This window comes from Janthinobacterium sp. SUN206 (assembly GCF_030587305.1).
Taxonomy (GTDB): Bacteria; Pseudomonadota; Gammaproteobacteria; order Burkholderiales; family Burkholderiaceae_D; genus Janthinobacterium; species Janthinobacterium kumbetense.
In genome coordinates this window covers 122,214-148,085 of sequence record NZ_JAPWIB010000004.1, presented here as the reverse complement: position 1 = coordinate 148,085, position 25,872 = coordinate 122,214, and the positions used below count along the sequence as shown (strand labels likewise).

The window sequence follows — 25,872 nt, the reverse complement described above, 5'->3', positions numbered from 1 at the left end:
GCCGCCGTCCATTTACAGGAAGCTCTCGCTCTCGACCTGGCGCAACACCTCGTCGAGCGCCTGGCGCGCCTTGCGGATGGTGCTCGGGTCCTGCGTTTCCAGCGCCGCCTGGAAATTGGCCGTGTGCGCCGCCAGGTACTGGCGCACGTCGCCCAGCGACTGTTCGTACAATCGGTCGGCGCGCGTGACCAGGGTGCGGTTTTCCATCTGTTCGCGCGGGTGGATCTTCAGGTCGGCCAGTTCCGCAAAGCGCTGCTCGATCTGTTCCGGCGTCATCACGCCCGCATTGTCGCTGATGACCATCTTGTGCTTTTCCTGCGTGGCCAGCACCGTCACTTCCGCTTCCAGCACGCCGCTGACGTCATAGGTGAAGCGCACGTCGATGCCGATCTCGCCCGCCTTTTTTGCGGGAATCGGGAAGTTGATCTTGCCGAGGAAGACGTTGTCGGCCACCAGGCGCGACTCGCCCTGGAAGATCGCCACGTTGATTTCCTTCTGGTTGTCGTAGATGGTGGTGATGTTTTCCGTGCGCGAGACAGGCACCACGGAATTGCGCTCGATGATGGGCAGGTAATGCCCGCCTTCATACTGGTTCGCGCCGACCTGGCGCGAAATCGAAATGCCCAGCGAGTACGGAGCCACGTCCGTCATCACCACTTCATCGAGGGCAGAGTCGCGCATCTTGAGGCCTGCCTGCACGGCGGCGCCCAGTGCCACGGCTTCGTCCGGGTCCAGGTGGATGGCGGGGAAGCGGCCGAACATGCGCGAGACGAGTTTACGCACCAGCGGCATGCGCGTGGCGCCGCCGGCCAGCACCACTTCATTCAATTCCGCGGCGCGGATGGTGGCGTCGCGCAGCGCCCGTTCCACGGGCAGACGCAGGCGGGCCAGCAGCGGTTCGCACAGCTGCGCCAGCTTGTCTTCGTTGATCTCCCAGCTGTATTCCTTGTCCTGGTAGCGCGTGGCCATGCGCACGGACGGCTGTTCCGACAGCAGGCGCTTGACGCGCTCGGCTTCATCGCGCAGCAGCTGCTGCTGGCGCGGGTCGAACAGGCGGCTGCCGGCGGCGTCGCGCAAGCCGCTACCTTCCAGAAAGGCGTCGACCAGCACGGTGACGAAGTCTTCGCCGCCCAGAAAATTGTCGCCGGCCGAGGCGCGCACTTCCATCACGCCTTCGAATAGCTCTAGGATCGACACGTCAAACGTGCCGCCGCCCAGGTCGAAGATGAGGAATTTGCTTTCCTGTTCCTTGTCGCGGATGCCGTAGGCCAGCGCGGCGGCCGTCGGCTCGTTGAGCAGGCGTTCTACACGCAAGCCCGCCAGTTGTCCCGCGATGCGCGTGGCCTTGCGCTGTGCATCGCTGAAATACGCGGGAACCGTAATGATGGCTTCCTCGACCTTGTGCCCCAAAAAGGCTTCGGCATCTTCCTTCAGCGCGCGCAGCACCATCGACGATAGTTCCTCCGGACGGAATTGCTGCGTGCCGAGGGTGATCTTCTTTTCGCTGCCCATGTAGCGCTTGAAGACGGCTGCCGTCAGCTGCGGGTGCGTCTGCAGGCGCTCGCGCGCGGCGCGGCCCACCAGCACGGTGCCGTCGTCATCGATGCTCACGCACGACGGCGTCAGGTGTTCACCAAGCGCATTCGGGATGATGGAAGCCTTGCCGTCGCGCCAGATGGCGACCAGGCTGTTGGTGGTGCCCAGGTCGATGCCGATGATCATCAGATATCCGCCTCCGCTTCATTGCCGTGTTCTTCGATCCAGGCGCGGCGTCCAGCTGCTTCGCCTTTGCCCATCAACATATTGAAGCGGGAGGCCGAGGCCATGTGGTCTACTTCACCGAGCGTGACGGGCAGCAGGCGGCGCGTGTCCGGGTTCATCGTCGTTTCCCACAGCTGCTCGGCGTTCATCTCGCCCAGGCCCTTGAAGCGCGAGATCGACCAGGCGCCCTGTTTCACGCCTTCCTTGCGCAGCTTGTCCTCGATGGCGAGCAGTTCGCCGTCGTCGAGCGCATAGATCTTTTGCATCGGCTTCTTGCCGCGCGCGGGCGCATCCACGCGGTACAACGGCGGGCGGGCGATGCAGATGTGGCCCTTGTTGATCAGCGCCGGGAAGTGCTTGAAGAAGAGCGTCAGCAGTAGTACCTGGATGTGCGAGCCATCCACGTCCGCATCGGACAGGATGCAAATCTTGCCATAGCGCAGGCCGGACAAATCGGGCGTGTCGCCCACGCTGTGCGGATCGACGCCGATGGCCACGGCGATATCGTGGATTTCGTTATTCGCGAACAGGCGGTCGCGGTCCGTTTCCCACGAGTTCAACACCTTGCCGCGCAGGGGCAGAATCGCCTGGAATTCCTTGTCGCGGCCCATCTTGGCCGAGCCGCCCGCCGAGTCGCCCTCGACGAGGAACAGTTCATTGCGCGTGATGTCCGACGATTCGCAGTCGGTCAGCTTGCCCGGCAAGACGGCCACGCCCGAGGATTTTTTCTTTTCCACTTTTTGCAGCGAGCGCTGGCGCGATTGCGCCTGCTTGATCACCAGCTCGGCCAGCTTCTTGCCGTAGTCGACGTGCTGGTTCAGCCACAGTTCCAGCGGCGGCTTGGTGAAGGTCGAGACGAGGCGCACGGCGTCGCGCGAGTTCAGGCGCTCCTTGATTTGGCCCTGGAATTGCGGGTCCAGCACCTTCGCCGACAGCACGAAGGAAGCGCGCGCAAACACGTCTTCCGGCAGCAATTTGACGCCTTTCGGCAGCAGCGAGTGCATTTCGACGAAGTTTTTGACGGCGCCGAACAGGCCGTCGCGCAAGCCCGATTCGTGCGTGCCGCCATTCGAGGTGGGGATCAGGTTGACGTACGATTCGCGCACGATGGCGCCTTCTTCCGTCCACGCCACGACCCAGGCCGCGCCTTCGCCTTCGGCAAAGCCTTCCGAGTCCGGGCCCGCATACTGCGCGCCTTCGAACAGGGGAATCAGGGTTTCGCCATTCGATACCTGCGCCAGCGTTTCGGTCAGGTAGCCGCGCAAGCCTTCCGCGTACTGCCAGGTTTGCGTATCGCCCGTTTTCGCGTTGGTGAGGGTGACGGTGACGCCCGGCAGCAGCACGGCTTTCGAGCGCAGCAGGCGTTGCAGCTCGGTTTGCGAGATGTTCGGCGAATCAAAGTATTTGGCATCGGGCCAGGCGGTGACGCGCGTGCCTGACTTCTTGCCGTCGCGCGGGGCGGGGCGGGAGCTCAGGGGCTCGATCACGTCGCCGTTGGCAAACACCATATGGTGCAAGCCGTTGCCGTCGCTTTCCTTGCGCCAGACGGTGATTTCCAGGCGCGTCGACAGCGCATTGGTGACGGACACGCCGACGCCATGCAAGCCGCCCGAGAACGCATAGGCGCCGCCAGAACCCTTGTCGAACTTGCCGCCCGCGTGCAGCCGCGTAAACACGATTTCCACCGTCGGGACGCCTTCTTCCGGGTGCAGGCCGACGGGAATGCCGCGGCCATTGTCTTCGACGGTGATGCTGCCATCCGTGTTTTGCGTCACGGCGATATGCGTGCAGTGACCGCCCAGCGCCTCGTCGGAGGCATTGTCGATCACTTCCTGAATGATGTGCAGCGGATTTTCAGTGCGGGTGTACATCCCCGGGCGCTGCTTGACGGGTTCCAGTCCTTTCAGGACACGGATGGATGATTCGCTGTAGTCGGATGCTGGTTTTTTAGTGGCCATACGTGTTCAAGCTAAGTAAAGACAGTGGTTGGAACGCCAGGCCAGGGCACTGCGGGGCACAGTGACAGCGGCGGCGATAACTGTATGAATATACAGTATATCCCGTCCAGCGTCACTGGGGGAGGGCAGTGCGGCAGGCTTGGCGTCCTTGTGCGGACGCTCGCGCATTCTATCTTGTCCCGCGAGCAATAGCGCTACTCCAAGGCAACAACAGTGCGCCGCGTGCGTGGTTTGGCGCCCATTGTGAAGGATTTTATGCGGTAAAGCGCCCGTTTTTACATCTTGTTTACAGCTGCCTCCCCAGTCTTTACGAATTTTTTAGACCCTTTTGGCTAATCTGCTCACTATCAAAACAAACCTGAATGAGGGTGGGAATGGATCTCGTGTATCTCGGCTTGATTGCCGTGTTTTTCGTCGTGGCGGCCGGCTTTGCCGTCGCCTGCGACAAATTAGGGAGCGTCAAATGAACGCGTTTTATGTGCTGGGCGCCGTCGTGTCGGCTGGCCTGCTCGTGTACCTGCTGGTCGCGCTGCTGAAGGCGGAGGAACTGTGATGACGACGCAATCGATATTGTTATTGGTGGCCTTCCTGGCCGTGCTGCTGGCCGCCGGCTATCCGCTGGGCCTGTACATGGCCAGGGTGGCTGGCGATGGCCCCGTGCGCGGCCTGGGCTGGCTGCAAAAGCTGGAAAACCTGCTGTACCGCTGGTCCGGCCTGCCCGCCGACAAGGCCATGGGCTGGAAAAGCTATGCCATCGCCCTGATTGTCTTCAATACCGTGGGCGCCGTCTTCGTCTACGGCCTGCAGCGCCTGCAGGGCTTCTTGCCCTTGAATCCCCAGGGTCTCGGCGCCGTCAGCCCCGATTCCTCGTTCAATACCACCGTCAGTTTCGTCGCCAATACCAACTGGCAGGGCTACGGCGGCGAACAGACCATGAGCTACCTGACCCAGATGCTGGGCATGGCATGCCAGAACTTCTTTTCGGCGGCCACCGGCATCGCCGTGATCTTCGCGCTGGTGCGCGGCTTCGCCTCGCGCTCGGGCAAATCGATCGGCAATTTCTGGGTCGACCTGGTGCGCTCGACTCTGTATATCCTGCTGCCGCTGTCCCTGGCCCTGTCCGTCGTCTTCATGGGCGAAGGCATGATCCAGAATTTTTCCGCCTACAAGGAAGTGACCCTGCTCGACCACGTGGCGTATGAAACGCCGAAAGTGACGGCCGACGGCCAGCCCGTGCTGGATGCCGCCGGCAAGCCCGTGATGGAAGCGCAAGTGGCGGCCACGCAGACGATCGCCATGGGCCCTGTCGCGTCGCAGGAGTCGATCAAGCTGCTGGGCACGAATGGCGGCGGCTTCTTCAATGCCAATTCCTCGCACCCGTATGAAAACCCCACCGTGCTGTCGAACTTCCTGCAGATGCTGGCCATCTTCATCATCCCCGCCGGCCTGTGCTTCACCTTTGGCCGCATGGTGGGCGACATGCGCCAGGGCTGGGCCGTGCTGGCCGCCATGACCTTGATCTTTGTCGTCATGACGGCCGGCGTGATGAGCGCCGAGCAGCAAGCCAATCCCGCCTTGCAAGGCCTGGGCCTGGACCAGCAGGCCAGCAGCCTGCAATCGGGTGGCAATATGGAAGGCAAGGAAACGCGCTTCGGCATCAGCTCCTCGACCCTGTTCGCGGCGGTGACGACGGCCGCATCGTGCGGCGCCGTCAATTCCATGCACGACTCCTACATGCCCCTGGGCGGCATGGTGCCGCTGCTGCTGATGCAGTTCGGTGAAGTGATCTTCGGCGGCGTGGGCACGGGCCTGTACGGCATGCTGATGTTCGCCATCCTGGCCGTCTTCATCGCCGGCCTGATGATAGGCCGCACGCCTGAATACCTGGGCAAAAAAATCCAGGCCTATGAAATGAAGATGGTGTCGCTGGCCATCCTGATTACGCCAGCCCTCGTATTGACGGGCACGGCGATCGCCGTGATGGTCGAACCGGGCAAGATCGGCGTGGCCAATCCGGGCGCGCACGGCTTCTCGGAAATCCTCTACGCCTTCACGTCGGCGGCCAACAACAACGGCAGCGCGTTTGCCGGCCTGTCCGCGAACACGCCGTTCTACAACGTGATGCTGGCGATCGCCATGTGGTTCGGCCGCTTCGGCGTGATCGTGCCCGTGCTGGCGGTGGCCGGTTCGCTGGCGGCCAAGCAGCGCCTGTCGGCCAATGCCGGCACCATGCCCACGCACGGCCCCATGTTCATCGGCTTGCTGATCGGCGTTGTCGTGCTTGTCGGCGTTTTGAATTACGTTCCCGCGCTGGCCCTGGGCCCGATCGTCGAACACCTGCAACTTTTCATCAAATAAGAGGCTACCATGTCACGCACAAGCCTGACCTTGTTCGATTCCGCACTGATCGGCCCCGCCGTCGTCGACGCGTTCAAAAAACTCGACCCCCGCACGCAGTGGCGCAGCCCCGTGATGTTCGTCGTCTACGTGGGCAGCATCATCACGACCCTGCTGGCCATCCAGGCCCTGAATGGCCAGGGTGAAGCGCCATTCGGCTTCATCGTCGCCGTCGCCGTGTGGCTGTGGTTTACCGTGCTGTTCGCGAACTTCGCCGAGGCGCTGGCCGAAGGCCGCAGCAAGGCGCAGGCGGCGTCCCTGCGCGCCCTCAAGCAAACGGTGATGGCAAAGAAAATGCAAACGCCGAAGTACGGCACTTCCTGGCTGCCCACTCCGGCCACCGACCTGCGCAAAGGCATGACGGTGCTGGTCGAGGCGGGCGACGTGATTCCCGCCGACGGCGAAGTGACGGCTGGCGTGGCCTCCGTCGACGAAAGCGCCATCACGGGCGAATCGGCGCCCGTCATCCGCGAGTCGGGCGGCGACTTTTCCGCCGTGACGGGGGGCACCCGCGTGCTGTCGGACTGGCTGCTGGTACGCGTTTCCGTCAATCCGGGCGAAGCCTTCATCGACCGCATGATCGCCATGGTCGAAGGCGCCAAGCGCCAGAAAACGCCGAATGAGATCGCCCTGACGATTTTGCTCGTCGCCTTGTCGATCGTCTTCCTGATCGTCACCGTGACTTTGCTGCCGTACTCGCTGTTTTCCGTGGCGGCGGCCGGCAGTGGCACGCCGGTGACCATCACCGTGCTGATCGCGCTGCTCGTGTGCCTGATCCCGACCACCATCGGCGGCCTGTTGTCCGCCATCGGCGTGGCCGGCATGAGCCGCATGATGCAGGCCAATGTGATCGCCACGTCGGGCCGTGCCGTGGAAGCGGCCGGCGACGTGGACGTGCTGCTGCTGGATAAAACGGGCACCATCACCTTGGGCAATCGCCAGGCATCGAGTTTTGTACCGGCACCCGGCGTAACGGAGCAGCAGCTGGCCGATGCGGCGCAACTGGCCTCCCTGGCCGATGAAACGCCGGAAGGGCGCAGCATCGTCGTGCTGGCCAAGCAGAAGTTCAATATCCGCGAACGCGAGATGGCCAGCCTGCACGCCACCTTCGTGCCCTTCACGGCGCAGACGCGCATGAGCGGCGTGGATATTCCGGGCGGACAGCAGGTACGCCAGCTGCGCAAGGGCGCGGCCGACTCCATGAAAAAGTATGTGGAAGCGCTGGGCCAGCCGTATCCGGCGGAGGTGGGGCGCGCCGTCGACGACATCGCGCGCCGCGGCAGCACGCCGCTGGTGGTGGTCGATGATGGCCGCGTCATGGGCGCCGTGGAGTTGAAGGATATCGTCAAGGGCGGCATCAAGGAGCGCTTCGCGGAACTGCGCCGCATGGGCATCAAGACCGTCATGATCACGGGTGACAACAAGCTGACGGCAGCTGCCATCGCCGCCGAGGCGGGCGTGGACGATTTCCTCGCCGAAGCGACGCCGGAAGACAAGCTGAAACTCATCCGCAGCTACCAGTCCGAAGGCCGCCTGGTGGCGATGACGGGCGACGGCACCAACGATGCTCCGGCGCTGGCGCAGGCCGACGTGGCCGTGGCCATGAACTCGGGCACGCAGGCGGCAAAGGAGGCGGGCAATATGGTCGACCTGGACTCGAACCCGACCAAGCTGCTGGAAATCGTTGAAATCGGCAAGCAGATGCTGATGACGCGCGGTTCATTGACGACGTTCTCGATCTCGAACGACATCGCCAAGTACTTCGCCATCATCCCGGCCGCCTTCGTGGGCACCTATCCGCAATTGAAGGCGCTGGACATCATGCACCTGGCCAGCCCTGCGTCGGCCATCATGTCGGCCGTGATCTTCAATGCCTTGATCATCGTCGTGCTGATTCCATTGGCGCTGAAAGGCGTGCAGTACCGGGCCATCGGTGCGGCCAGCCTGTTGCGCCGCAACCTGCTGATCTACGGCTTGGGCGGCATCGTCCTGCCCTTCATCGGCATCAAGCTTATCGACATGCTGCTGTCCGCACTCAATTTAGTCTAAAGGAACCATCATGAGCACTATCGTACGTCCCGCCCTGGTCCTGTTTGCCGCGCTGACCGTGATCTGCGGCGTCGTCTATCCGTTTGCCACGGCCGGTATCGGGCAGCTGGCCTTCAACGATGAAGTCAACGGCAGCATCGTCGAGCGTGGTGGAAAACCTGTCGGATCGAGCCTGATCGGCCAGTCCTTCACCTCGCCCAAGTACTTCTGGGGCCGGCCATCGGCCACCGCGCCGATGGCGAATAACGGCGCCGGTTCGGGCGGTTCGAATCAGGGTCCGAGCAACCCGGCCCTGGTGGACGCCGTCAAGGCGCGCATCGCTGCCCTGCAGGCAGCCGATCCGGGCAATCGCACCCCGATCCCTGTCGACCTGGTGACGGCGTCGAGCAGCGGCCTGGATCCGGAAATCAGCCTGGCGGGCGCCTTGTACCAGGCGCCGCGCGTGGCCCGCGTGCGCGCCGTGCCGCTGGCGCAGGTGGAAAACGCCATCGCCAAGGTGCAGAAAACCGCGTATATCGGCTTTTTCGGCGAACCGCGGGTCAATGTGCTGGAACTGAATCTGGCGCTGGATGCGGCCGCGAAGTAAGATGATGCAGGAGCAGAGCCGCCGGTTTTGCCCCTGGTTTTGACATTAAAAGATGCCCATGCTCCCCAACGACAGCCAACGCCCCGACCCTGATGCCCTGCTGGCGCAAGTGCAGGCGCAGGAAAAGAAAGCCGCGCGCGGCCGGCTGCGCATTTACTTTGGCGCCTCGGCCGGCGTCGGCAAGACCTATGCGATGCTGGCCGCCGCCCGCAAATTGCTGGCCGATGGCCAGGACTTGCTGGTGGGCGTGGTGGAGACGCATGGGCGCCAGGATACGGCGGCCCAGCTTGACGGCTTGCCCGTGCTGCCCCTGAAGGCCATCGAATACCGGGGCAAGACCCTGTTCGAGTTTGACCTGGACGAAGCGCTGCGGCGCTCGCCGGCGCTGATACTGATGGATGAACTGGCCCATTCGAACGTGGCCGGTTCGCGCCATCCGAAGCGCTGGCAGGATGTCGAGGAGTTGCTGGCGGCCGGCATCGACGTGCTGTCGACCGTCAACGTGCAGCACCTGGAAAGCCTGAACGACGTGGTGGGCGGCATCACGGGCGTGCGCGTGGCCGAAACCTTGCCCGACACGGTGTTCGACCGCGCCGACGAAGTGGTGCTGGTCGATATCCCCGCCGATGAACTGCTGCACCGCCTGAAACAGGGCAAGGTGTATCAGCCGCAGCAGGCGGAGCGGGCGTCCCAGCATTTTTTCCGCAAGGGTAATCTGATCGCCCTGCGCGAACTGGCCTTGCGCCGCACGGCAGACCGGGTGCAGGACGACGTGCAAGCCTACCGCGTCGAAAAATCGATCAATCCCGTGTGGAAGACGGGTGCCGCGCTGCTGGCCTGCGTGGGACCGCACGCGGGGGGCGAACACGTGATCCGCAGCACGGCGCGCCTGGCCAGCCAGCTGAACGCGGAATGGCATGCGTTATACGTGGAAACGCCCCGTTTGCAGCGCCTGCCGGCGGGCCAGCGCGAGCGCATCCTGAAAACCCTGAAACTGGCGCAGGACCTGGGTGCGCGCACGGCCGTCAATCCGTCCGCCGACATCGCCGGCGCCGTGGTCGAGTATGCGCGCAGTGCGAATATCTCGAAAGTCATCGTGGGCCGTAGCCGCGCCGGTGCGCTGGCGCGCCTGTGGCATGCGTCGCCGGCCGCGCGCATGGCCAGCCTGGCGCCCGATATCGATCTGATCGAGGTGGGCTTGCCGCCAGCCGATGCGGCGCCCCGGCGCGCGGCGGGCGACGATGCCGAGGCGCCGCGCCGGTCCTCGCGCCATTGGCGTTACATCCTGGCGGCCGGCGCCAGCCTGGCCACGGCTCTCGCCTCGGTCCCCCTGCAACCCTATCTGGACCTGGCCAATATCGCCATGCTGTCCTTGCTGACGGTGGTGCTGGTGGCCGTGCGCCTGGGGCGCGGGCCGGCGGCGCTGGCCAGCCTGGTGGGCGTGGCTTGCTTCGATTTCGTCTTCGTGCCGCCGCGCTTTTCGTTTGCCGTGGGCGATTTCCAGTATGTGATCACTTTTGGCGTGATGCTGGCCGTGGGCCTGATCACAGGCCACCTGACGGCCGGCCTGCGTTTCCAGGCGCGCGTGGCCTCGCACCGCGAAGCGCGCGCCCGGGCCCTGTACGAATTCTCGCGTGAGTTGTCCGGCGTGCTGCAGACGGAGCAGATTTTCGACATCACGAAAAGCGCCATCGAACGGGCTTTCCGCGCGCGCGCCACCTTGCTGCTGCCCGATGACGAGGGCAGCTTGCAGACCCCGAACGGCGGCGAGCCGCTAGATATCGGCATCGCGCAGTGGGCCTTCGACCATGCGCAGGCGGCGGGGACGGGCACGGATACCTTGCCGGCGTCGCCCATTTTCTACCTGCCGCTGATCGCACCGATGCGCACACGGGGCGTGCTGGCACTGCTGCCGCTCGAGGGCGCACACCGCGGGCGCTGGCTGCTGGTGCCGGAACAGCGCCAGCACCTTGATACCTTTGCCGCGCTGGCGGCCATCGCGCTCGAACGCGTGCACTACATCGACGTGGCCCAGGGCGCGCTGCTGCAGATGGAGTCCGAGCGCTTGCGCAATTCGCTGCTGGCGGCCCTGTCGCACGACTTGCGCACGCCCTTGACGTCGCTGGTGGGCCTGGCCGAATCACTGGCCCTATCGCGGCCAGCCTTGTCGCCCGCGCAGCTGGACATGGCACGCTCGCTGCAGTCCGAAACCGTACGCATGAGCGCCCTGGTGGCGAATTTGCTGGACATGGCGCGCATCGAAAGCGGGCAGGTGCGCCTGAACCTGCAATGGCAGGCGCTGGAAGAAGTGGTGGGCAGCGCGCTGCGTGCCAGTGGCCCGCAATTGCAGCAGCATGCCGTGCAGACGCAGCTGGCGCCGGACTTGCCGCTGGTGCGCTACGACGCGGTACTGATCGAGCGCGTACTGTGCAACCTGCTGGAAAACGCGGCCAAGTACACGCCGCCCGGCAGCACCATCACGGTCGCGGCCGGGGTGCACGGCCAGTTCCTGCAGGTGACAGTGGCCGATGATGGCCCGGGCTTGCCGCCCGGCCGCGAAGAAGCGATCTTTGAAAAATTTACGCGCGGCGAACGCGAATCGAACAAGCCGGGCGTCGGGCTGGGGCTGGCCATTTGCCGCGCCATCGTCGAAGCCCACGGCGGCACCATCCACGCGCAGCCGCACGCTCCGGGACGGGGCGCCGCCATTGTGTTCAGCCTGCCGCTGGGCACGCCTCCGGCGCCGCCGGAGATCGAGCTCGATGACGCCAACGACCATGAAACAGGAAAACCAACATGAACGAACCTTCCGCCACCGCCCTGCTGGTCGAGGATGAACCGCAAATCCGCCGCTTCGTGCGCGCCGCGCTGGAGGACGAGGGCTGGCAGATTTTCGAATCCGCCACCATGCAGCGGGGCTTGATCGATGCGGGCACGCGCCGGCCCGACCTGATCGTGCTGGACCTCGGTTTGCCCGATGGCGACGGCATCGATTTCATCGCCGACATCCGCAAATGGTCGGCCGTGCCCATCATCGTGCTGTCGGCGCGGGTCGACGAGCAGGACAAGATTCGCGCGCTCGATGCGGGCGCCGACGACTATCTCACCAAGCCCTTCGGCGTGGGCGAACTGCTGGCCCGCGTGCGCGCCACCCTGCGCCGCCAGCGCCAGCCTGCCGCCAGCGACGATGGCGTGGTGCAGTTTGGCGACGTGCGCGTCGATTTGAAGGACCGTCTGGTGACACGCAACAAGCAGCTGGTGCACATGACGCCGACGGAATTCCGCCTGCTGTCGGTACTCGTTAAGAATGCCGGCAGGGTGGTCACCAATCCGCAGCTGTTGCGCGAAGTATGGGGGCCGTCGAACAGCGAAAACGGCCACTATCTGCGCATCTACATGGGCCATCTGCGCCAGAAGCTGGAAGCCGATCCGGCCCAGCCGCAGTACCTGCTGACGGAAACGGCCGTCGGCTACCGGTTGCTGCTGCCGCTCTAACACCTGTTATTTCCCTGTTTGAAAACAGGCGCCGCGCGCGTCAGGGGGACGCTTTACCCATTTTTTTGCAGCGGCGGGCCAGCTGCGCCATGTTGGCAAAGGCCCATACCACCCATGAAGAAGAAAAAACCATGAATAAAATGCTACTGGCACTTGCCCTAGCCACCCCCTTCACCGCCTTGACGGGCAGCCTGGCCCACGCGGATGAGGTCAAGCCCGACAATGAAGTCAGTTTCAATGTGGCCGGCGTGTCCGATTACCGCTATCGCGGCATTTCGCAGACGCGTTTGAAACCGGCGCTGCAGGGCGGCGTCGATTACGTCAACAACCCGACGGGCCTGTATGCGGGCGCCTGGGCCTCGACCATCAAGTGGACCAAGGACGCGGGCGGCAGCGGCGACGTGGAAGTGGACCTGTATGCGGGCAAGCGCGGCCAGTTGACCGGTGATATCGGCTATGACGTGGGCGTGCTCGCCTACGTGTATGCGGACAACGGCTTGAAGAATATCGGCCTGGCCAACGCGGACACGCAGGAAGTCTACGGCCAGCTGTCGTATGGTCCCGCCTACGTCAAATATTCGCACGCCGTCTCCAACCTGTTCGGCATCGTCAACAGCAAGAACAGCGGCTACCTGGACATCGGCGCGACCATCGACCTGACGAACGGCTGGACCGGCAACCTGCATGCGGGCCACCAGAAGGTCAGGAACAACGACGCGTCGAGCTATACGGACTGGAAAGTGGGCGTCACGCGCGACTTCGGCTTTGTTTCGGGCGCGCTGGCCGTGATCGGCACGAACGCGGGCAAGTCGGCCTATGCCTCGCCCGTGAATGGCAAATTCATGGGCAAGACGGCGCTGCAGCTGACGGTCAGCAAGACGTTTTAATGGACTGAGTTGACTGAAAGGAGAGGCGGCGCATGCGCCGCCTTTTTTGCGTACTTACGCTGGCAGGTTGAAAACGGCGCAGTACAGCTGCCCCAGTCCCACCACGCGGGCGGAGGGGATCTGCGCGGCCAGCGCATGGGCGGGTGCCGCTTGCGCGTCCGTTGCCAGCAAGACGCGCAGGTCAGGATTGACGCTGCGCGCGTGTGCGATGCGGCGCGCCAGGCCCGCCTGCGCGGCGCCATCGACGACACCGTCGAGCGGCACCACCAGCACGCGCGCCGCGATCAGGGCCGAACGGCTGCCCATGGAGTCGCGGCCTTCGCTGTCGATGACGATGTCGTGGTAGCAGTGCACCAGGTGCTCGAGCTCCGGCTGCAAGCCCTTGGCGCTGATGGCGCGCGCCATCAGGCGCGGCCGCGTCAGGCTGCCGTGCATGGCGCCGTCGTGCAGGTTCCTGGCCTGCGCCATGGCGCCCTGGCGCGGATCGGCATCGAGCAGCAATACCTTGCGTCCGGCCAGCGCGCGCGAGGCGGCCAGCCGTCCGGCCAGGATGGATTTCTCCATGCCCCCGCGTTCATCCGTGATGGCGATGATCATCTTGGCGCACGGCTGGCATGATGTTGGCGGGGGAAACCAGCTGCAGCAGACAGCCTTCGCGCGGCGCATCCCTGTCGCTGGCGGTCCATGCGGGCAGTTCCATCAGGGGTTCGAGCGCCGCGGCCAGGGCGGCCTGGCCGGCGGCGGACATGGGCGTCATCGGCAGGCGCAATGCGTCGCGCACCTTGCCTTGCATGGCCAGCGCCGCTTTGACGGGAGCGGGATTCGGTTCGGCAAACAGCAGGCGGATGACGGGTAGCATGATCTTGAACAGGGCGCCGGCGGCGCCGTGGCGGCCCTGCTTGACCAGATGATATAGCTGCGCATACAGATCGGGACGGACCTGGGCGGCGGCCGACATGGCGCCGTGGCCGCCCATGGACAGGCTGGCCAGCAGCAGCGCATCGTCGCCGCACAGGACGTCCAGGCGTGTGTCGAGCAGCAGTTCGCCCAGTTGCTGCAGCTTGCCGCCCGCTTCCTTGATGGCGACGAAGTGCGAGTCGCGCGCCAGCAGCGCGGCCGTCTGCGGTTCGACATTGACGCCCGTGCGCGCCGGCACGTTGTACAGCACGATGGACTGGTCGGTGGCGGCGGCGATGGCCTGGAAGTGGCGCACGATGCCGTCCTGCGACGGGCGCACGTACGCGGGCGCGGAGACCAGCAGGCCGGCCAGCGGATGGTCGTTGTAGCGCTGCACCGTGGCGACGACGCTGCGCGTATCGCTGCCGCCGATCCCCATCACGACGGGGAAACGGGGGCCGACGGCTTCGAGCACGTTGTCGAGCAGCATGGTCTGTTCCGCGGCGCTCAGCATGGCCGCTTCGCCCGTGGTGCCGCACACCACCAGGCCATCGATGCCGCTGGCGGCCAGTTCGCACGCCAGTTGCTGGGCGGCGTCGAAGTCGATTTCGCCATCGACATCAAGGAATGGCGTGACCATCGGCACCCAGATGCCCTGGAAGTGCGCAGTGATGCGCGAGGAAGACATCGCGTGTTCGCAGGCATACTGGTTCATAGCGATTTCCCCTGGCTGATGCGGCCAAATTCTGCCGCCGGCAGTAGGCGCATGACGGCATCCATGGTCAGGCGCAGGGCCGGTTCCGTCACGCACAGCCAGACTTTCATGCGTTCGGCGTGGTCGACTGCCTCGACGCGCATGAATGACAGCATGCCGCCGCAGGTCCGCACGACCAGCTGGCGCAGCTCGGCCAGGCAGGCTTTGTCGACCGTGATATGCATGAGGAAGGTGGGCAGGCGGGGATGGCGGTGGGGCAGGGCTTGATGCGTTTGCAGGCGTGAATGGGGTTCCATGGTGGCTTTGCAGCGGTGGTTGAGGTACGCTCAAGATTAGCAGCGGGGGCGTAAAGATTCTCTAAAAAGCGGTGCCGCCAGCGTAAACGGGCTGTATGCATCGGGCGTGGACGTGTTGCGTGGATGCCCCGCGCGTGGGCTTTTGTTACAAAATTGAATCGTGCTTTCCGGGGCAGGGGTTTATATTGAAAACGTCTCCGCTTTCAGTCAGCTCCGCCATGTCAGACGAAAAAGATCCCCAGCTTCCCCCTTCCACCGATCCCGCGGCGCCAGCTTCGGCGCGGCCCGACCGGGTAGGCAGGGCGCCCGATGATGAGCACCGCGCGCGCGATGCCGCACCCCGCTATCTGAAGGACAACGACACGCCGCTGGCGCTGGCCTGGCGGGTGATCTCGTCGCGCTACCGCTCCATGCGCGACAAGGCCAGCCGCGATTTCATGCGGCGCACCCTGCGCATCGGCATCTCGGCGCGCATTTTCCACCCCGAACCGGGTGCCACTGGCCTGCGCAGCAAGAACCTGCAATACCTGGAAGAGTCGATCGCCCAGTGGGTGATGTCGCGCGACGTGCTGGTGTTCATGATCCCGACCGTCAATACCAGCGGCCAGCTACACCCGAGTAACATCACCTTGCGCCACTATGCGCGCCACCTGGACGGCCTGGTGCTGCAGGGCGGCGCCGACGTCTCGCCGCAGACGTATTCGGAGGCGGCCACGCGGCCCGAATGGAGCGGCGACCGCGCGCGCGACCTGTACGAACTGGAACTGCTGCACGAATTCGTCGATGCGGGCAAGCCCGTGCTGGGCATCTGCCGCGGCTGTCAACTCATCAACGTGGGCTTTGGCGGCACCCTGTACCAGGACATCGCCTCGGATGTGGAAGGCGCCACCTCGCACGTCAATGACCTGTATGACCGCCACCGCCACAGCATCGTCTTCCCGAAAGGCTCGTCGCTGGCGGGGCTGTTCCCGAAGACGGGCGAGGCGCTCGTCAATTCCATCCACCATCAGTCGGTCAAGGACCTGGGGCGCGACATCACGGTGGAAGCGTATTCGCAAGGGGACAATATCGTCGAAGCCATCCGCTACCAGCGGGCGCGCTTCGTCATGGGCCTGCAGTGGCACCCGGAATTCCATTCGGCGGGCGGCGTCGAACTGCTCGATTGCACACCCATCCTCGATAACTTTTTGCGCGCGGCGCGGGAGACGCGGTTTTGAGTACGCACCTGATGCGCCGGCGCATTGTGCTGGCCGGCCTGCTGGCGCTGCCCCTGGCTGGCTTGCGCGCGGCGCCGCGCCCGCATGAAGGCGCGCTGCCGTTTGCGCTGACGTCCGCCGCGCGCGTCCGCACGCTCAAGGCGCGGGTGGTGCCGGCCATTGCGGAACAGGTGGTCAAGGCGGCGCGCAAGGGTGCGGCGCGCCCCGTGCACCTGATGGCCGAAGTGCGCACGGGCGGCTTGCTGAAGGGCGAGGGCGGACGCGAGACCAGCCAGCAGGCGCAGGAAGACTGGCGCCAGGCGCGCCTGCAGGCGCTGGCCTGGAGACTATCGGGCGAGATGGCGCATTTCGAGGCGGCGCGCCAGCTGCTGCTGGCCTGGAGCGGCGCCTACCAGCCGTCGTTCAGTCCCGTCGACGAGACGGAGCTGGCCAGCCTCCTGATGGGCTTTGACCTGGTGCAGGAACGCTTGAACGGCGTCGAGCGCGAACAGGTGCAGGCATTTTGCCGCACCCTGGCGCACGGATATCTGAGTGACCCCATCAAGGTGGGCGGCCCGTCCACGGCGCGCAACAACTGGCATAGCCACCGCATCAAGATCGGCACGGCCGCCGCGTATGTCACGGGCGACGCCTTGCTGATCGCGCGGGCGAAGGAACGCTTCCTGGCGCACGTGCCGCGCAATATCGGCGTCGGCGGCGTACCCTTCGACTTCGAGCAGCGCGATGCCCTGCATTACACCACCTACAGCCTGGAGCCGTTGCTGACGACCGCCCTGATGGCGCAGGCGCATGGCGACGACTGGTATGGCGCGCCGGAAGCGCGGCGCCTGGCCGAGGCGCTGGCCTGGCTGGCGCCGTACGCGCAGGGGAGAAAGACGCACGAGGAGTTCGCCAAGAGCGCCGTGCCCTTCGACCGCAAGCGCGTGGCGGCCGGCGAAAAAGGCTTTACGGGGAATTGGGAGCCGAAGGGCGCCGCCAATGTGTATCTGCTGGCGGCGCGCTTCGATCCCGCTTACCTGCCGCTGGCGCTGGAATTGCACCCGCCAGCCTGGGCGCTGGCGCTGTATGGGAGCTGATTAAAACTTCGTGCGCACGGTGAACATCACATTGCGCGGTTCGCCGTAGAAGCCCGTCTGGAACAGGCCGAGGCCCGTGAAGTATTTCTTGTCCAGCAGGTTGTTCACGTTGACGCTGGCCGTGACGTTCCTGCTGATCTCGTAGCGCGCCATCAGGTTGAGCAGCGCGTAGCCGCCCTGCTTGATGCGTGAATTGTCCTCGATGGCGGGGTTCCAGATATTGCCGTCGTAGCTGCTTTGCCAGTTGATGCCGCCACCGACGGTCAGCTTGTCCAGGCTGGCCGGCAGGCGCCACGTGCCTTGCACGCGCACCAGGTGGGCAGGCTGCGTCGTTTTCAACATGGTAGAAAAGACATCCTTGCCATCCGCATCGCGCACGTGGGTGTAGGTGTAGCCGGCGCTCAGCCTCACATCCTTGGCCACTTCGCCCGTCACTTCCATTTCCACGCCACGACTGGTGACGCCGTCGATGGCTTTATACATTATCTCACCGTTGACTTCGCCCACAGGGCTGGCCACGTTGCTTTGACGGATCTGGAACAGGGACGCGCTGCCATTGACCTTGCCGTCGAGGTATTCGGCCTTCACACCCGCTTCCACACCCTTGCCGCGCACGGGCGACAGGAAGTTGCGGTTGATGTCGCGGCTGCTTTGCGGCGCGAAGATGCTCGTGTAGCTGCCGAACACGGAATACGTCTTGTCGAGGTCATACACGACGCCCGCATACGGCGTGATGACCTTGTTTTCCTCGATGCGCGAGGTGATGCGCGCGGTGCCGGCGTCGAAGAAAGTGCGGTCCTGCTCCTGCTTGTAATCGCTCACGCGTGCGCCGAGAATTACCGACAGCGCATCGACGGGATGCAGGCGCACGGCGCCATACAGGCCGCTCTGGCGCGTGCTGTCGTTGTCGTTGCCCGTGCGTTTGAATGCCGGTTCCGCGTACTGGCCGCGCCAGTCGAAATAACTGCCTTCGACGGGCGGGTAGAGCGAATCATAGACGGGACCATCCTGCTTCGCCGTCGAACTGGAATAACCGATCATCGCTTCATGCTGGCGGCCAAACGCGGTAAACGGGCCGCTGGCGTCGACGTTGACGGTGGTCTGGCGGCGGTCGCCCTTGTATTTACCCATGAAGAAAAACGCGCCTGCGCCCGTGGCGGGGTCGGGATTGCCGCCGCTGGCCGAACCGAGCACGCTGTCATGCTTGCTGCGCAACTGATTGGCGCTCAATTTCACTTTCCACGCGTTGGCGAAGCTGTGTTCCAGCGACGTAAATAGGGTGGTGTTCTGCATGTCGCGGCGGCTCCAGTCCGTGGCCGGGTTCCACGAGGTGGGGAAATCCGTGCGCGTGCCGTCGGACAGCAGGACGGGGAAACCGGTCCAGGTCGACCCGCGCGGCTTGTAATCCTGGTGCGTAAAGCCGGCCGTCAGCAGAGTGACGGGCGTCAGGTCCGCTTCGATGATGCCGTAGGCGACGGATTTCTGCTGCGTGTAGCGATCCAGGTAGGAGTGCTTGTCCTGGTAGGCGCCCACCAGGCGGCCGCGCACCGTGCGGCTGGCATTGAGCGGGCCGGAGACATCGGCTTCGCCGCGGTAGTTGTCCCACGATCCCGCGCCCAGGGTCGCCGAACCCTCAAAGTGGGCGGTGGGGCGCTTGCGCACCATGTTGACGGTGGCCGACGGGTCGCCCGAACCGCTCATCAGGCCCGTCGCGCCTTTCAGCACTTCGATGCGGTCATAGATAGCCATGTCGCTATTGGTCGTGCCCCAGTCGTAGACGCCGTCATAGATGGCCGACACGCCGTCGTACTGGAAATTGGTGACGGCAAAGCCGCGCGCCTGGAAGCTCCAGCGGTCGCTGTCGTAGTTTTGCACGCTCACGCCATTGACGTTCTTCATGACGTCGGAGACGGCGTTGCTGTTCTGGTCATCCATCTGCTGGCGCGTGACGATGGTCAGCGACTGCGGCGTTTCGCGTTGCGTCAACGCCAGTCCCGTGGCGCCGCTGGCGGGGCCGCCCATATAGCTGCCGGTGCCGCCCGTCACGGCGCTGCGCTCGGCCGCCGCCACCACGGTGACGCCGCTCATGACGGCCACGCCGCGGCTATCCACCGAGGCAGTATCCGCGCCGGCGGGGATCTTTTGCAGCAGGTAGCCGCCGTTCGCCTGCGGCACGGCTTGCAGGCCGCTGCCCGCCAGCAGCACGCGGAAACCATCGTGCACGCCATAGCTGCCTTGCAGGCCGGCGCTGCGCAAGCCTTGCGTGGCGTCGCTGGAGAACGACAATAAAATGGCGCTGTCGCTGCCGAAGCGCGTCAGCGCATCGCCCAGCGCGCCGGCGGGGATACTGTAGACGCGCACTTGCTGGCTTTGTGCCTGGGCCAGCGCCGGCAGGGTGAGAGCCATGCCGATCTGCGACAGGGCGCAGGCCAGGACGGTGCGGGTAAGGAGGGAACGCGAAGCGTGGTACATGGAATAAAACCTTTCGTGGATGCGCAAGATGGAGACTACCTATCTTCCAAGTCACGCGAGCACGCTAGAACAGCTCACTTTGCAGAAAATATTTTTCAATGGGCCACCAGTTCGATCCTGACGACTTGCTGACCCCAGAAGCGCGTGACGGTATTGCGCCGCAATTGCAGGCTGGCGCTGACGGCGTCGAGGATGGCGCCGACATTGGCCAGCGGGTAGGAACCGGAGACGCGCAGGTCGGCGATGCCGGGCGCGCAGGCCAGCGGATGCTCGCTGTAGCGCGCCAGCTCGGCGAGGAAATCGGCCAGGCGCATGTCGCGCGCCACCAGCATGCCGTCGAGCCAGGCGCCGCCATATGGCGCCAGCGCCTGGCGATGATGGCTGTTGCTGTCGAAATGGGCACCTTCGCCGGGATGCAGCACCAGACGCTGGGCGCCGTCGCTGGCCAGCACGGCGACGGCCCCTTCGAGCACGCCGGCGCTGGCATAGTCATCGCGCAGGCGCACGGTGAAGCGCGTGCCCAGTGCCTGCAGGCTGCCATGCGGCGTGGCGACGAAGAAGGGGCGCCGCGCTGCATCTATGCCGGTGGCGATGAAGATTTCGCCGGCCAGCAGTTCGATGCGGCGCCGCTCGCCGTCGTAAGCGATGTTCACGGCGCTGCCGGTGTTGAGCGTGAGCTGGGTGCCGTCATCGAGGGTCACCATGCGGCGCTGGTTGACTGCCGTGCGGTAATCGGCCATCCAGCCGCGCCATGGGCTGCGGCGCTCAAACGCATACAGCGAGGCGCCGCAGGCCAGCAGCAGGGCCAGGGTCTTGACGGCATGGCGGCGCGGCGCATTCGCTTGCACGCAGGCGCGCAGTAGGGAAGCGTGCATGGCGGGCGGCAGGTGTTCATGCTGCGTTTGCAACTGCTGCCACGCCTGCGTGGCGCTGCCGGCGCGCTGCAGGTGGCGTTTCACCGTGGCCAGCGAGATGCCGAGCTGGCGCGCGATGTCTTCCTGCGGCAGCTCGTCGAGCTGGCGTAGTAAAAAAGCCCGTTTCACGGGAGGCGGCAAGCCGTCGAGCATGCGGTCCAGTTCAAATACGGTCGCCAGCAGCAGCGACCGTTCCTCGGGCGATGGCGCATGCCGGGGCGGCAGTTGCGCCAGCACGTCGAGGTAAGTCTGTTCGAGTTTCTGACGGCGGTAATGGTTGAACAGCACGCGCTGCGCGACGGTGGCGAGAAAGGCGCGCGGCTCGCGCGCGGCGATGGCGTCTTCGCGGTCGAGCAGGCGCATGAAGGTGTCGTGCGCCACATCGGCTGCGCAGGCGGTGCTGCCCAGCTTCTTGCGCAGCCAGCCTTGCAGCCAGCCGTGGTGCTCGGCATACAGTGTCGCGATGTCCTGGCGTTGTAGCGGCTCTGCCAGCGGCATCGCATTCCCCTTGCATGGCCGGCCCGGGTGGGCTGGTGTTTTTAAACAATAATAAGAATCATTCTCACTTATTGTAACAAGCGGTGGCGGCGGCTGTAAACGATGGGGAGATGGGGTGTGGTTTTTTGGGTTTGACGTTGTTGAATGCTGGGGTCTGACCCGGCGGGTCAGACCCCATGGACGCGACGTTGGCTGGACCGGACAGCGTCAATAGTTCATCGGTTCACCGCGAAAACATCGGATCGCCGAATCGACCATGCCCTCGGCACTGCCCTGCAAGCTGTGTTGCTTGCGCAGGTATTGCGCGTCGCTCCATTGCTTGGCCACGTCCGACAGGTGTTTCAGGGCTGGCGTGCTGCCCAGCGCCTCGGCGTGCGGTTCCATCTTGCGCAGGGTGGTCATGATGTCTTCGCGCAGCGACATCGTTTCGTAGGTTTTCGGATGCGTGATGGCGCCGTCGAGGCCGAAGCGGCAAGCCTGGAAGCGGTTGTAGTTATATACGAGGTAATCGTCTTCCACCGGCGGGGTTTCGCGGCGTTCGAGCAGGTAGCGGCACAGCGCTTGCAGGTAGGCGGCCAGCGCGGCGGCCCGTTCCACCGTCAGCGGCGTGTCGCACACGCGCAGTTCGATGGTGCCGAATTCCGGCTTGGGACGGATATCCCAGTAAAAATCCTTCATGCTCTTGATGATGCCCGTGTTCTCCATCTTGGCAAAATACTCGTTGGAGAACTGGTCCCAGCTCAGCGTAAACGGCGCGCGCCCGCTCATGGGAAACGCGAACACGGAATTGAGGCGGGCCGAATCGAACAGGGTGTCGCGTCCCTGCACGTAGGGCGAGGACGCCGACAGGGCGATGAAGTGGGGGATGTAGCGGTTCAGCGAATGCAGCAGGAACATGGCGTCGTCGCCCGAGGCGCAGCCGATGTGCACGTGCTGGCCGAAGATGGTGAATTGCTTGGCCAGGTAGCCGTACAGTTCCGAAATCTCCTGGAAGCGGGGCTTGGAAAAGATCTTTTGCGACGACCATTGCTGGAACGGGTGCGTGCCGCCGCCCGCGATGCCGATATTGAGCTTGTCGCCGGCCGTGATCAAGGTGTCGCGGATTTCCTGCAGCTGCTCCAGCAGGGGGCCGTGATGCGTGTGCACGCTCGAGTTGATCTCGATCATGCTCTCGGTGATTTCCGGCGTGACGTTGCCGGGAAATGGTTTTTTATTCAGCAGATGCAGCAGGTCGGGGCTGGCGGCCGTCAAGTCATAGTCCGACAGGTTCACCAGTTGCAGTTCGAGTTCGACGCCGAAGGTCAGCGCGGCCGATTGGCCAAAGGGTTCCAGCGGCATTTAGCGCTCCTTGATTTCGTGGGTTTCTTTGGCCAGCATCAGCACGCGCTGCACCAGCACGGGGCCGACCAGTTCCAGTCCCAGGGTGATGGCGGCCAGGGCGTTCAATTCGTCGCCGAAGTTCACGCCGTGCTGGCGCGCGTGCTCCAGCAGCAGGATGATGAAGACGGAGACGGGCGTCAGCGCCACGCCCGTCAGCACGCCCTTGCGCCAGGAAATGCCGCTCACATGCGAGAACGCGGCCACGCCGACGACCTTCGTCAGCAATCGCCCGCCGACGACGGCCAGGGCCAGGCCCGCGCCGGCAGCCACGCTGGCCCATTCCAGGGTCGAGGCGGCATACACGAACAGCAGCACCGTCAGCAGCTCGCCCAGCGCGCCGAAATTGCGCTGCGCCTGGCTGAAGGCGACACGGCGGTGGCGCGCCACCAGGCCGAAGGTGAGGGTGGCCAGCAGCGGCGACAGGCTGGTGGTGTAGGTGAGGGCGACGAGCAGCATCACCGACAGCGCGAAGGCCACGGTGGCATCCTGCGCCATATTGCCCAGGCGGCGCAGCATGGCCGGCACGACGATGCCGAAGACGGTACCGGCGGCCACCGAGGCGGCCAGCACGGCGGCGCTGCTGCTGCTCGCTTCGATCAGGTCGGTGGAACTCTGGAACATCCAGAAGCCGACGATGATGTTGAACGTGAAGACGGCCAGCACACAATTGAGAGCGGTGAGGTGGACGATGCGTTCCGTGACCTGGCCCGAGCTGCGCTCCTCGTTGATGACGCGCATGATGGTGGCCGGCGAGGTGGACATGGCGAGTGATGCCAGCAGCAGCGCCGTCATCGAGGTGGAACCGAATTCGATGCCGATGAAGTAGACGACGGCAAAGGTCAGCAAGGATTCGACCAAGCCCGTGACGGCGATCCACGGATTGTTCTTCAGCCAGCGCAGGTTGATGCGGTAGCCCACCTCGAACAGGATCAGGCCGAAGGCCACGTCGGCCAGCACCAGCATGGGGCCGGCGTCTGTCTGCGGCAGGATGCCTACCTGCGTCTGCGCGAGGACGAAACCGATCACGCCGTAAAAACTGATGCGCGGCAGGCCAGTCCAGCGGTGGCCGAATTCGCCCACCACCCAGGCCAGGGTGATGGCGAACGGCCAGGACAGGTCGGCGGCGATCGAGATCAGACTTTGCATGCTCATTCCTTTGAAAATGGCGCTTGCACCGGCCGGCAGCACGGGGGCTGGCGCGGCAATGTCGTGGTGCAGCGATGGTGCATGGTTTGCGCAGAGCGATGCGCCGATTCTACCGGAGCAGAAGGCGCGCACGATGTGCGCAATCGAACAGTGTCGCGGCCATGGCGGCCGCGCACAGGATGCAGCAGGTTGGGCAGGGCTGGTATCAGCGTATGGTACCCGCCCGCAGCGGAGAGGCTCCGCACGGTAGTGCCGTGTCGCAGTGTACGGCATGGCGGCCCCCTGCCGCCATGGACTTTTTGTTGCGTGCTTTTATTTACTGAGCAGACGCATGCCCCGTTCCAGGCCGTCGATCGACAGGGGGAACATGCGGTTGTTCATCAATTGCCGCATCACGCCGATCGACTGGCGGTACTGCCACAATCCCTCCGATTCGGGATTGAGCCAGATGAATTTCGGGAATGCCTGGGTAAAGCGGGCCAGCCACGTCGATCCCGCTTCCTCGTTGTTGTATTCGACGCTGCCGCCCGGTTGCAGGATTTCATAGGGGCTCATGGTGGCGTCGCCGACGAAAATCAGCTTGGTGTCCGGCGGGTATTTGCGCAGCACGTCCCAGGTGGGGAACCGTTCGGCGTTGCGGCGCCGGTTGTTCTTCCACAGGTAGTCGTAGACGCAGTTATGGAAGTAAAAGAACTCCATGTTCTTGAATTCCGTCTTCGCCGCCGAAAACAGTTCCTCGGTGCGCTCGATATGGTCGTCCATGCTGCCGCCAACATCGAGCAGCATCAGCACCTTGATGCGGTTCTTGCGTTCGGGCCGCATCCTGATGTCGAGATAGCCCGCGTTATTGGCCGTGGCGGCGATGGTGGCGTCCAGCGCCAGTTCATCTTCCGCGCCTTCGCGCGCGAATTTGCGCAGGCGGCGCAAGGCCACCTTGATGTTGCGCGTGCCCAGTTCGCGCTCGCCGTCGTAATCCTTGTAGCTGCGCGCTTCCCACACTTTCACGGCCGTGCGGTTGCCGCCCTTGCCGCCGATGCGGATGCCTTCCGGGTTCGTGCCGCCATTGCCGAATGGCGACGTGCCGCCCGTGCCGATCCATTTGCTGCCGCCTTCGTGGCGCTCCTTCTGTTCCTTCAGCAGCTCGTTCAGGCGGTCCATCAGCTTGTCGTAGCCGAATTTCTCCAGCTGCGCCTTCTGTTCCTCGGACAGCTCGCGCTGCATGCGCTTGAGCAGCCAGTCGAGGGGAATCGCCGCATTCGTGTCGAAGGCCGCGTTGACGCCCTTGAAGTACTGTGCAAACGCGCGGTCGAACTTGTCGAAATGGGCTTCGTCCTTGACCAGGGTCAGGCGCGCCAGATAGTAAAAATCGTCCATCGAGGCGTCGATGACGTTCTTTTGCAGCGCCTCAAGAAGGGTCAGGAATTCCTTGATCGAGACGGGAATCTTCGCATCCTTGAGCGTGAAGAAGAAGTCGATCAGCATGGCGCTTCCTCTGCCCCGGCGGCTCCCGCGCGGGGCAGTGCGGCGATGGGGCGCTGCGCCAGCTTGTAGCGCAGATGGGCGGCGATTTCCGGCCACTCGCCACGCGTGATGCTGTACATGACCGTGTCGCGCACGGTGCCGTCGCGGCGCAGCGCATGGTGGCGCAGCACGCCATCCTTTTTCGCGCCCAGGCGTTCGATGGCCGCCTGCGAGGCATGGTTGAAATTGTCGGTGCGCAGGCCCACCAGCGCGCAGCCGAGCGTGTCGAAGGCGTGCGCCAGCAGCAGCAATTTGCAGGTGGTGTTGACGTGGCTGCGCTGGCAGCGCTTCGCATACCAGGTGTAGCCGATTTCCAGGCGTCCGATGGCTGACACCACGTCGTGGTAGCTGGTGGTGCCGAGCACCTCGCCGCTGGCCACGTCGATGACGGCAAAGGCGAAGCGCGAAGGGCGCATCTCGATGCCCTTGAAAATGTACTGGTCCACCTGATCCGGCTCGGGCACCGAGGTGACGCGCAGGTTCCACAGTTCGCCATCCATGGCCGCCGCGCGCAAGCCGGGCGCGTGGTGCGGCGCCAGCGCTTCGAGGCGGATGCCGTGCAGTTCCAGGGGGACGAAGACCTTGTCCGGGCTGATGTCGTTCACCG

At 64.4% G+C, this 25,872-nt stretch carries 20 protein-coding genes and 1 pseudogene; 9 read left to right on the top strand and 12 right to left on the bottom strand.

The window, feature by feature from the left end:
- Positions 1–12 precede the first annotated feature (12 nt).
- The gene (locus O3300_RS21310) at positions 13–1,722 is read right to left on the bottom strand and encodes a molecular chaperone HscC (protein WP_305054038.1); all 1,710 of its coding nucleotides are present in this window, start codon (positions 1,720–1,722) and stop codon (positions 13–15) included.
- Positions 1,722–3,719: a DNA topoisomerase IV subunit B gene (locus O3300_RS21305; RefSeq protein ID WP_305054037.1), complete on the bottom strand. Its 1,998-nt coding sequence runs from the start codon at positions 3,717–3,719 to the stop codon at positions 1,722–1,724. The genes O3300_RS21310 and O3300_RS21305 overlap by 1 nt, the downstream gene beginning before the upstream one ends.
- 463 nt (positions 3,720–4,182) lie before the next feature.
- On the opposite strand from O3300_RS21305, the gene kdpF reads away from it, so the two are divergent.
- The 7 genes from kdpF to O3300_RS21270 all read left to right on the top strand — a co-directional run bounded on the left by kdpF (position 4,183) and on the right by O3300_RS21270 (position 13,133).
- Positions 4,183–4,272, top strand: coding sequence for a K(+)-transporting ATPase subunit F (kdpF, locus tag O3300_RS21300; protein WP_034746483.1), 90 nt, complete (start codon positions 4,183–4,185; stop codon positions 4,270–4,272).
- Positions 4,272–6,077: a potassium-transporting ATPase subunit KdpA gene (kdpA, locus tag O3300_RS21295; RefSeq protein ID WP_305054036.1), complete on the top strand. Its 1,806-nt coding sequence runs from the start codon at positions 4,272–4,274 to the stop codon at positions 6,075–6,077. The genes kdpF and kdpA overlap by 1 nt, the downstream gene beginning before the upstream one ends.
- A 9-nt stretch (positions 6,078–6,086) precedes the next feature.
- A complete protein-coding gene (kdpB, locus tag O3300_RS21290; RefSeq protein ID WP_099666494.1) occupies positions 6,087–8,165 on the top strand; it encodes a potassium-transporting ATPase subunit KdpB in 2,079 nt (692 codons plus the stop codon).
- 10 nt (positions 8,166–8,175) lie between these two features.
- A complete protein-coding gene (gene kdpC, locus O3300_RS21285; RefSeq protein WP_289900267.1) occupies positions 8,176–8,751 on the top strand; it encodes a potassium-transporting ATPase subunit KdpC in 576 nt (191 codons plus the stop codon).
- Between the two features lie 58 nt (positions 8,752–8,809).
- On the top strand, positions 8,810–11,551 hold the full coding sequence (locus O3300_RS21280; protein WP_305054035.1) for a DUF4118 domain-containing protein: 2,742 nt from the start codon (positions 8,810–8,812) through the stop codon (positions 11,549–11,551).
- On the top strand, positions 11,548–12,246 hold the full coding sequence (gene kdpE, locus O3300_RS21275) for a two-component system response regulator KdpE (RefSeq protein WP_034746496.1): 699 nt from the start codon (positions 11,548–11,550) through the stop codon (positions 12,244–12,246). The genes O3300_RS21280 and kdpE overlap by 4 nt, the downstream gene beginning before the upstream one ends.
- A gap of 131 nt (positions 12,247–12,377) precedes the next feature.
- The gene (locus O3300_RS21270; protein WP_099668363.1) at positions 12,378–13,133 is read left to right on the top strand and encodes a TorF family putative porin; all 756 of its coding nucleotides are present in this window, start codon (positions 12,378–12,380) and stop codon (positions 13,131–13,133) included.
- 54 nt (positions 13,134–13,187) lie between these two features.
- On the opposite strand, the gene O3300_RS21265 is transcribed toward O3300_RS21270, so the two are convergent.
- From O3300_RS21265 to O3300_RS21255, 3 genes are read right to left on the bottom strand one after another with little or no spacing between them, the layout of a single operon-like run.
- Positions 13,188–13,697, bottom strand: a complete 510-nt coding sequence (locus O3300_RS21265; protein WP_305054034.1) for a cobyrinic acid ac-diamide synthase — start codon at positions 13,695–13,697, stop codon at positions 13,188–13,190.
- 10 nt (positions 13,698–13,707) lie between these two features.
- Entirely contained in the window at positions 13,708–14,745 is a 1,038-nt protein-coding gene (gene dapA, locus O3300_RS21260) for a 4-hydroxy-tetrahydrodipicolinate synthase (protein ID WP_305054033.1), read from the bottom strand.
- Complete coding sequence (locus tag O3300_RS21255; protein ID WP_289900272.1) at positions 14,742–15,041, bottom strand: hypothetical protein; 300 nt, start codon at positions 15,039–15,041, stop codon at positions 14,742–14,744. Before O3300_RS21255 ends, dapA begins: the two co-directional genes overlap by 4 nt.
- A 218-nt stretch (positions 15,042–15,259) precedes the next feature.
- Between O3300_RS21255 and O3300_RS21250 the strand changes: the two genes are divergently transcribed.
- Together O3300_RS21250 and O3300_RS21245 are read left to right on the top strand one after the other, a co-directional pair.
- Complete coding sequence (locus O3300_RS21250; protein ID WP_099666498.1) at positions 15,260–16,258, top strand: gamma-glutamyl-gamma-aminobutyrate hydrolase family protein; 999 nt, start codon at positions 15,260–15,262, stop codon at positions 16,256–16,258.
- Entirely contained in the window at positions 16,255–17,334 is a 1,080-nt protein-coding gene (locus O3300_RS21245) for an alginate lyase family protein (RefSeq protein ID WP_305054032.1), read from the top strand. Before O3300_RS21250 ends, O3300_RS21245 begins: the two co-directional genes overlap by 4 nt.
- On the opposite strand, the gene O3300_RS21240 is transcribed toward O3300_RS21245, so the two are convergent.
- The 7 genes and pseudogenes from O3300_RS21240 to O3300_RS21210 form a co-directional block, all read right to left on the bottom strand.
- Positions 17,335–19,806 carry a TonB-dependent receptor gene (locus O3300_RS21240; protein WP_305054031.1) on the bottom strand — a complete coding sequence of 824 codons (2,472 nt, stop codon included), beginning with the start codon at positions 19,804–19,806 and terminating at the stop codon, positions 17,335–17,337. It abuts the gene before it with no gap.
- Between the two features lie 95 nt (positions 19,807–19,901).
- The gene (locus tag O3300_RS21235) at positions 19,902–20,546 is read right to left on the bottom strand and encodes a FecR domain-containing protein (RefSeq protein WP_305054254.1); all 645 of its coding nucleotides are present in this window, start codon (positions 20,544–20,546) and stop codon (positions 19,902–19,904) included.
- 189 nt (positions 20,547–20,735) lie between these two features.
- A pseudogene (locus O3300_RS21230) lies at positions 20,736–21,218 on the bottom strand (sigma-70 family RNA polymerase sigma factor); the annotation flags it as partial.
- A 207-nt stretch (positions 21,219–21,425) separates the two neighbouring features.
- On the bottom strand, positions 21,426–22,556 hold the full coding sequence (locus O3300_RS21225; protein ID WP_034780287.1) for a YbdK family carboxylate-amine ligase: 1,131 nt from the start codon (positions 22,554–22,556) through the stop codon (positions 21,426–21,428).
- Positions 22,557–23,744 (bottom strand): cation:proton antiporter, encoded by a 1,188-nt coding sequence (locus tag O3300_RS21220; protein ID WP_034780723.1) that lies wholly within the window; start codon positions 23,742–23,744, stop codon positions 22,557–22,559.
- A 312-nt stretch (positions 23,745–24,056) separates the two neighbouring features.
- Positions 24,057–25,226, bottom strand: coding sequence for a VWA domain-containing protein (locus O3300_RS21215; protein WP_070256030.1), 1,170 nt, complete (start codon positions 25,224–25,226; stop codon positions 24,057–24,059).
- Positions 25,220–25,870, bottom strand: coding sequence for a GNAT family N-acetyltransferase (locus O3300_RS21210; RefSeq protein WP_305054030.1), 651 nt, complete (start codon positions 25,868–25,870; stop codon positions 25,220–25,222). Before O3300_RS21210 ends, O3300_RS21215 begins: the two co-directional genes overlap by 7 nt.
- Between the last annotated feature and the right edge of the window lie 2 nt (positions 25,871–25,872).

Excerpts from the sequence above, each read along its gene's own strand:
- O3300_RS21310 (WP_305054038.1), bottom strand. The coding sequence starts at position 1,722 with ATGATCATCGGCATCGACCTGGGCACCACCAACAGCCTGGTCGCCATC.
- kdpF (WP_034746483.1), top strand. The coding sequence starts at position 4,183 with ATGAACGCGTTTTATGTGCTGGGCGCCGTCGTGTCGGCTGGCCTGCTC.
- O3300_RS21215 (WP_070256030.1), bottom strand. The coding sequence starts at position 25,226 with ATGCTGATCGACTTCTTCTTCACGCTCAAGGATGCGAAGATTCCCGTC.
- O3300_RS21305 (WP_305054037.1), bottom strand. The coding sequence starts at position 3,719 with ATGGCCACTAAAAAACCAGCATCCGACTACAGCGAATCATCCATCCGT.
- O3300_RS21240 (WP_305054031.1), bottom strand. The coding sequence starts at position 19,806 with ATGTACCACGCTTCGCGTTCCCTCCTTACCCGCACCGTCCTGGCCTGC.
- O3300_RS21255 (WP_289900272.1), bottom strand. The coding sequence starts at position 15,041 with ATGGAACCCCATTCACGCCTGCAAACGCATCAAGCCCTGCCCCACCGC.
- kdpA (WP_305054036.1), top strand. The coding sequence starts at position 4,272 with ATGACGACGCAATCGATATTGTTATTGGTGGCCTTCCTGGCCGTGCTG.
- kdpB (WP_099666494.1), top strand. The coding sequence starts at position 6,087 with ATGTCACGCACAAGCCTGACCTTGTTCGATTCCGCACTGATCGGCCCC.
- O3300_RS21235 (WP_305054254.1), bottom strand. The coding sequence starts at position 20,546 with ATGGCCGATTACCGCACGGCAGTCAACCAGCGCCGCATGGTGACCCTC.
- kdpC (WP_289900267.1), top strand. The coding sequence starts at position 8,176 with ATGAGCACTATCGTACGTCCCGCCCTGGTCCTGTTTGCCGCGCTGACC.
- dapA (WP_305054033.1), bottom strand. The coding sequence starts at position 14,745 with ATGAACCAGTATGCCTGCGAACACGCGATGTCTTCCTCGCGCATCACT.
- kdpE (WP_034746496.1), top strand. The coding sequence starts at position 11,548 with ATGAACGAACCTTCCGCCACCGCCCTGCTGGTCGAGGATGAACCGCAA.
- O3300_RS21220 (WP_034780723.1), bottom strand. The coding sequence starts at position 23,744 with ATGCAAAGTCTGATCTCGATCGCCGCCGACCTGTCCTGGCCGTTCGCC.
- O3300_RS21280 (WP_305054035.1), top strand. The coding sequence starts at position 8,810 with ATGCTCCCCAACGACAGCCAACGCCCCGACCCTGATGCCCTGCTGGCG.
- O3300_RS21265 (WP_305054034.1), bottom strand. The coding sequence starts at position 13,697 with ATGGAGAAATCCATCCTGGCCGGACGGCTGGCCGCCTCGCGCGCGCTG.
- O3300_RS21270 (WP_099668363.1), top strand. The coding sequence starts at position 12,378 with ATGAATAAAATGCTACTGGCACTTGCCCTAGCCACCCCCTTCACCGCC.
- O3300_RS21225 (WP_034780287.1), bottom strand. The coding sequence starts at position 22,556 with ATGCCGCTGGAACCCTTTGGCCAATCGGCCGCGCTGACCTTCGGCGTC.
- O3300_RS21250 (WP_099666498.1), top strand. The coding sequence starts at position 15,260 with ATGTCAGACGAAAAAGATCCCCAGCTTCCCCCTTCCACCGATCCCGCG.